Source organism: Deltaproteobacteria bacterium GWC2_65_14 (assembly GCA_001797615.1).
Taxonomy (GTDB): domain Bacteria; phylum Desulfobacterota; class Deferrimicrobia; order Deferrimicrobiales; family Deferrimicrobiaceae; genus GWC2-65-14.
Genome location: MGPV01000010.1, coordinates 31,692 through 38,399 on the forward strand (window position 1 = coordinate 31,692; position 6,708 = coordinate 38,399).

5 protein-coding genes are annotated in these 6,708 nt (G+C 66.3%); all 5 read left to right on the forward strand.

The window, feature by feature from the left end; genetic code table 11:
- Positions 1-593 precede the first annotated feature (593 nt).
- The 5 genes from A2X88_07875 to A2X88_07895 all read left to right on the forward strand — a co-directional run bounded on the left by A2X88_07875 (position 594) and on the right by A2X88_07895 (position 6,466).
- Complete coding sequence (locus A2X88_07875; protein ID OGP35479.1) at positions 594-746, forward strand: 50S ribosomal protein L34; 153 nt, start codon at positions 594-596, stop codon at positions 744-746.
- Between the two features lie 11 nt (positions 747-757).
- Positions 758-1,162, forward strand: coding sequence for a ribonuclease P protein component (locus A2X88_07880; protein OGP35480.1), 405 nt, complete (start codon positions 758-760; stop codon positions 1,160-1,162).
- Positions 1,163-1,400: 238 nt separating this feature from the next.
- Positions 1,401-3,095, forward strand: coding sequence for a hypothetical protein (locus A2X88_07885; GenBank protein ID OGP35481.1), 1,695 nt, complete (start codon positions 1,401-1,403; stop codon positions 3,093-3,095).
- A 72-nt stretch (positions 3,096-3,167) separates the two neighbouring features.
- Positions 3,168-4,520, forward strand: a complete 1,353-nt coding sequence (locus A2X88_07890) for a tRNA uridine-5-carboxymethylaminomethyl(34) synthesis GTPase MnmE (GenBank protein OGP35482.1) — start codon at positions 3,168-3,170, stop codon at positions 4,518-4,520.
- 62 nt (positions 4,521-4,582) lie between these two features.
- Complete coding sequence (locus A2X88_07895) at positions 4,583-6,466, forward strand: tRNA uridine-5-carboxymethylaminomethyl(34) synthesis enzyme MnmG (protein ID OGP35483.1); 1,884 nt, start codon at positions 4,583-4,585, stop codon at positions 6,464-6,466.
- The last annotated feature ends 242 nt before the right edge of the window (positions 6,467-6,708 follow it).

Consider the following 6,708-nt stretch of genomic DNA (forward strand, 5'->3'; position numbering starts at 1 on the left):
ATGCATGCGTTGTCCAGCGGTTAAGGCTCGTCGGGTGCCTGCAGTTGCCCACACGGTTATCCACACCTGTGGAAAACCCGCAAAGCCCAGCAAAACCAGACATTTAGGATTGGAATGAATGGGTCTTTCCCCTTGGTTTACGGACAGCTGTTTTAAAGTTGGATCCCGGAGGTATTGTCCTTTTTTCCCTCTCCCGGGAGGTGGAGGTTACCACACCGGAAAAAACGGAAGCAAGGAAGAAATACACCGAGGAAAAATTCGGGGGTACCTGCATCCTTCTTGACAACCCGGGAAGGCTGTGCCTTCCCCGGAGCAGTTGCTTCCCGGGGCCCTCGCCCATGCAGGGCCGAGCGGAAAACGGGCAGGCGAAGGTCCCCCGAAATTTGCTTTTGGGCCTGGGAGCCGGGTGCTCGGGGGGGGTGCGGGCGGATGGAGGAAAGTGCGTAGGGAGGGTAGAGCGCTCGCGACGGTCGGGGGCTCCGGCAATCGCCTGCCGGGAATTTCCGGTTGACAGGCCCGGAAAAAATGGATTAAATTACCCTTTTTCCGTCGATCGCCGTATTGCGTCAAGGAGCAGAAGGAGGAAGGCCGGGATGAAGCGTACCTACCAGCCGCACAACCGGCGGCGTCTCAGGACTCATGGGTTCCGCAGCCGCATGTCCACCCAGGCGGGGAGGCAGATCATTTCTCGGCGCCGCGCCAAGGGGCGGAAGCGTCTCACCGTGTCGGTGGGCGGCAAGAAGTAAGTTCCCCGCGCATGGACAGGGCGGAGCGCGCCGAATGCCCCGGCTTTCCGAGGGCGGAGAGATTGCGCACCGACCGCGAGTACCGGGAAGTCGTTCGCAGGGGCGAGCGGGCCACCACGCCCCACTTCACCGTCTATCGCGATTACCGGGTGGACATGGATACCGGCCGGGGGCCTGCGCGCAGGCAGGTGGGGATCTCGGTCGGCAGGCGGGCCGGCGGATCCGTCGTGCGCAACCGGATCAAGCGGCTCCTCCGGGAATTCTACCGCGGGAACAAGAGGCTCTTTCCGGACGGAAGCCGCACCGCGATCGTCGCGAGAAAGGCGCCCCACGAGGCGGACCTCGTATCCGTGAGCCGCGAGCTGTCGGATGCGATCGAACGCCGGTGGGGAAACAGGAGGGGATCATCCCGTTGAGGCCAGGCGATATCCTGATCGGCGCGATCCGATTCTACCAGAAGGCGGTTTCCCCGTATCTCGGGAACAATTGCCGGTATACCCCAAGCTGCTCGGAATACACGATAAGGTCTATCTCAACGAATGGGTGTGTTATTGGGGTTCTTGCCGGGGTGCGGCGAATCCTGCGGTGCCACCCGTTCCATCCAGGCGGGGTGGATGAGCCCCGGCCGATCCACTTTTTCGGAACGAGGGATTGATGGAAAAACGGTTGATCCTGGCGTTCGTGCTGTCGATCGTCATCGTGATCGGATACCAGAAGCTGTTCGGTCCCGCCCCGGAGAAGGGGGCGGATCAGAGGCCGGGAAGCGCGCAGACCCAGGTCGCGGGGAGGGACAACGTCCAGGGCGCACCTGCCGGGGTGCCCGGCGTTGCGCCTGCAGGAGCGGTCCCCGGGGCGGAAGTCCTCGGGGGGCCCACCTCCCGCGGGAAAAACCCGCTGCGATGGATCGCCGTGAAGACCCCCCTGTACACCGCCACCATCGCCACCGCCGGCGGGGGAGTGCAATCCTTCCTGCTGAGCCGCTACATGGACAAGCCGGGTCCCGGCGGGAAGCCGCTCGACATCGTGGGTTCGGGATCGATCCGTCCGCTGCCGCTCGATCCGTTCCTCGCGGAGAGCCAGCCTCCCTTCCCGGCGCTGCCGGTCTTTTCCTCCGACGCACCCGAGACCGTCACGGTGAAGGAGGGAGAGAAGGCGGTCGTCCGGCTCGCCTGGGAATCGGAGCAGGGGATCCGGATCTTCCGGGAATACCGGTTCACCGGGGGCAGGTACGAGTTCGAGCTCGAGCAGAAGGTTTCCAACGGCTCCACGGGGTCGCTGCGGTTCCGCCCGGGGATCGAGCTCTCCCAGGTCTTCGTAGGAGAGCTTCAGGGCGATTCCTACTCCTTCCACGGGGTGGTCGTGAACGAGGGAGGAAAGATCCAGCAGTACGACCTGAAGAAGGTCGGGAAGGGGGATATCCCGAAGACGCCGGCCCGGTGGGTCTCCGCGGACTCGAAGTATTTCACCCTGGTCGCAATCCCCGCGAAGCCGCTGGCGGTCGAGGGGGCCGCCTCGGTGGGGGAGGAGGGGATACGGATCTCGCTCGCCGACTCGCCGGCAGTGCTGGGGCCGAAGGAGGTGTCGGCCTTCACCACGGGCGTGTTCATGGGGCCGAAGGAGTACGCCCTTCTCCAGTCCGTCGGTAAAGACCTGGAGCAGCTGGTCGACTACGGCTGGTTCACCTTCCTGGCCAAGCCGCTCGTGTGGCTCCTCTCCGCGAGCAATCGGGTGACCGGGAACTACGGAATCGACATCATCCTCCTGACGATCCTGATCAAGATCCTCTTCTTCCCGCTGACGCAGAAGTCGATGGCCTCGATGAAGAAGATGCAGGCCCTCGCGCCGATCGTGAACAAGCTCAAGGAGAAGTACAAGGACGACAAGGCCCGGATGAACCAGGAGGTGATGAACCTCTACAAGACCTACAACATCAACCCGATGAGCGGCTGCCTCCCGATGCTCCTGCAGATCCCGGTCTTTATCGCCCTCTACAAGGGACTGCTGGTGGCGATCGAGCTGCGCCACTCCCCCTTCTACCTCTGGATCAACGACCTGTCCGCGCCCGAGCATCTCTGGGACATCGCCGTGGCCGGCTACACGATCCCGATCCGCCTGCTCCCGCTGCTGATGGGGGTCTCGATGTTTGTCCAGCAGAAGCTCTCCCCCTCCGGGGGGATGGACCCGACCCAGCAGAAGATGATGATGTTCCTGCCGCTGGTCTTCACCTTCATGTTCTGGGGGTTCCCGACCGGCCTGACGATCTACTGGCTGATGAACAACCTGCTCTCCATCGGTCAGCAGATCTACCAGAACCGGCAGACTGCGGCGGAGCAGGCGGCCTCGGCGTAAGGATCGTCCGGAGAGGGCCGCTCTTCCCGAGGAGGTTCCCGTGGACGGTTCCCGCCGGCGGCCAAAACGACGATCGTCGCCCCCGCCACCCCGGAAGGGGTAGGGGCGATCGCCATCCTGCGTCTTTCCGGACCCCGCGCCTTTCCGATCGCCTCCGCCCTGACGGGGCTTGCGGTCGCCTCGCTTCCCCCCAGAACGCTGACCCGCTGCGCCGTGCGGGACGCCTCCGGAGAGGAGATCGATTCGGGGCTGGTCGCCTGTTTCCCCGCCCCGGCAAGCTTCACCGGGGAAGACCTGGCGGAGATCCATCTGCACGGAAGCCCGGTGCTGGTGGAGCAGGCGGCGGATGCAGCCTGCGCGCTCGGGGCGGTCCCGGCGGCCCCGGGCGAGTTTTCCCGGCGCGCCTTCCTGAACGGAAAGATCGACCTGACCCAGGCGGAGGGGCTGGCCGACCTGATCGCCGCCCGGACGGAAGGGGCGGCGCGCGCGGCGCTGCGGCAGCTGCGCGGCGGAATCGGAAGGGCGGTCGCCCCCCTGCGCGACCGGATGCTCTCTCTCCTGTCCCTGCTGGAAGCCTCGATCGACTTTTCCGACGACGAGGACATCCCACCCCCCCCGAGGCAGCAACTTATTGATAACATTAAGGATGTCGGCTCTGCCGTCGGGCGCCTCCGGGACTCCTTCGCCCGGGGGCGTCTCTACCGGGAGGGCGCCTCCGTGGCGATCGCGGGGGTGGCCAACGTCGGCAAATCGAGCCTCCTCAACCGCCTGTTGGGGGAGGAGCGGGCCATCGTGACCGAGATCCCGGGGACCACCCGGGATTACCTCTCCGGGGAGATCTCCCTTTCCGGGGTCCCGGTCCGGCTGGTCGACACCGCGGGGCTTCGGCCGACCGAAGACCCGGTCGAACGGGAAGGGGTCCGCAGGAGCCGGGAGATCGTGGCGGAAAGCGACCTGGTTCTGTTTCTCCTCGATGCGAGCCGGCCGGCCCACGCGGGAGACGAGGGGGCCTACCGGGAGGTGGCAAGACGCCCGCACCTGCTCCTGCGGAACAAGTGCGACCTCCCCCCGGCCGAAAGCGGGGAGCGGTTTGCCGGGCCGGGAAGGGCAGGAATCGTTTCCCTGTCCGCGAAGACTGGGGAGGGGATCGACGACCTGCTGGGCCGGATGGCGGCGGAGCTGGCCTCGCAGGCGGGTGATATACTGGCTGAGGCGATGCTGACCCGCATGCGGCATGCGGAGGCGGCGGGGAAGGCGGGAGAGGCCTTGCGGAGGGCGGCGGAGGCGGCGGAGGCCGGGATGCCGGAGGAGTGCGTCGCGGCCGACCTGCGGGATGCCTCCCGGGCATTGGCCGAGCTGACCGGGGAGATCGCCCCGGAAGAGATCCTGGAAACGATCTTTTCCTCCTTCTGCATCGGAAAATAAGCTCCGGCCGCCTGCGGCCGGGGATGTTCCACGTGGAACATCGGCGCCAAGGTGGTGGAAACATGTATGAATATCCGAAAGAGTACGACGTGATCGTCGTGGGGGGAGGGCACGCCGGGTGCGAGGCGGCCCTGGCCGCCGCCCGGATGGGGTGCGGGACCCTCCTGCTGACGATCAACGCCGATGCGATCGGCCTGATGTCCTGCAACCCCGCGATCGGCGGGCTGGCGAAGGGTCACCTCGTCCGGGAGATCGACGCCCTCGGGGGGGAGATGGCGAAGAACATCGACGCCACCGGGATCCAGTTCCGCCAGCTGAACACGAGCAAGGGGCCGGCGGTGCGCTCCTCGAGGGCGCAGGCCGACAAGCAGGTCTACCGGTTGCGGATGAAGAAGGTGCTGGAGAGCACGGACGGGCTGGACGTCAAGCAGGCGATCGTCGACGCCGTCGTCACCGAAGGGGGGAGGGCGGCAGCGGTCGACACGAACCTGGGGATCCGGTTCCGGGGAAAGACGGTGGTCCTGTGCCCCGGGACCTTCATGAAGGGGCTGGTCCATGTCGGGATGGTGAACTTCCCGGCCGGCAGGGCGGGCGAATTCCCGTCGATGAAGCTTTCCGACTCGCTGCGGGAGCTGGGATTTTCGGTCGGGCGGCTCAAGACCGGCACGACCCCCCGGCTGGACGCCAAGACGATCGACTTCTCGCGGACGACCCCGCAGCACGGAGACGACCGTCCGGTTCCCTTTTCGTTCGAGAACCGGGAGATCCGGAGACCCCGGCTTCCCTGCTTCGTGACCTATACGAATGCGCGGACCCACGAGGCGATCCGGTCCGGTCTTTCCCGCTCCCCCCTCTATTCCGGAGTGATCCGTGGGATCGGGCCGAGATACTGCCCCTCCATCGAGGACAAGGTGGTCCGGTTCTCCGACCGGGAACGGCACCATGTCTTCCTGGAGCCGGAAGGGCTGCGCACGGCGGAGTATTACCCGAACGGGGTCTCCACCAGCCTTCCCTACGACATCCAGGTGAAGATGCTCCGGACGATCCCGGGGCTGGAACGGGTGGAGATCATCCGTCCCGGGTATGCGATCGAGTACGATTTCGCCGACCCGGTGCAGCTCTATCCCTCGCTCGAGACCAAGATCGTGAAAAACCTGTTCCATGCCGGGCAGATCAACGGGACCAGCGGCTACGAGGAGGCGGCGGCGCAGGGGATCGTCGCGGGGATCAACGCGGCCCGCAGGACGAAGGGGCTGGAGCCGGTGGTGATCCGGAGGGACGAGGCCTACATCGGGGTGATGATCGACGACCTGGTCACCAAGGGGGCGCAGGAGCCGTACCGGATGTTCACCTCCCGGGCCGAGTACCGCCTTCTGCTGCGGGAGGACAACGCGGACCTGCGACTCTCGGAAACCGGCTTCCGCGCGGGGCTTCTGCCGGAGGCGCGGTACCAGCTCTTCCGCCGCAAGAGGGAAGGACTCTCCCGCGTTCTTGCCCGCCTCGAGTCGACCCGCGTGGCGGCCGGGCACCCGCTGGCCGCGTTGGCCGAGGAAGCGGGGGGGGCGCCGGTCCGGACGGGGATCACCTACGCGGAGCTGCTGCGCCGGCCCGGGGTCACCGCCGCCCTGATCGCGGAGTGCGACCCGGAGCTTTCCGGGACCGACCCCGAGGTGATCGCCCAGGCAGGGCTGGTGGTGAAATTCGACGGATATATCCGCCGCCAGGAGGAGGAGGCCAAAAAGCTTCAAAAATACGAGGAGATGGGAATCCCCGGAGATTTCCCCTTCGAATCGGTCTACGGGCTGTCCACCGAGGTCCGGGACAAGCTGGTCCGGGTCCGCCCCGTCTCGATCGGGCAGGCCCAGCGGATCCCGGGGGTCACCCCGGCAGCGGTGGGGATCCTGCTGGTGACCCTCCGGAAGCAGCAGGCGCAGGGACGCTCATAACCCTCCCGTATCCGGGCGACCCGGAGTGGGCGCTGGATGCCGGCTTCGCTGCCTCGGAGGGGGGCTTCGTTCATGGCTCGGCGTGCGATGGACCCGCACGCCTGCGCTTTACTTCACTCCACCCCCCCTCCTTCGGCTGGCTCCGCCCGTGATGCGCCCCGTCCCGGGGGCGCCCGGGACCGGCTCCGCCGCCTCGGAGGGGGGCTTCGCTCCGAGTGCCCTCCGCTGTCGGAAAATCTTTT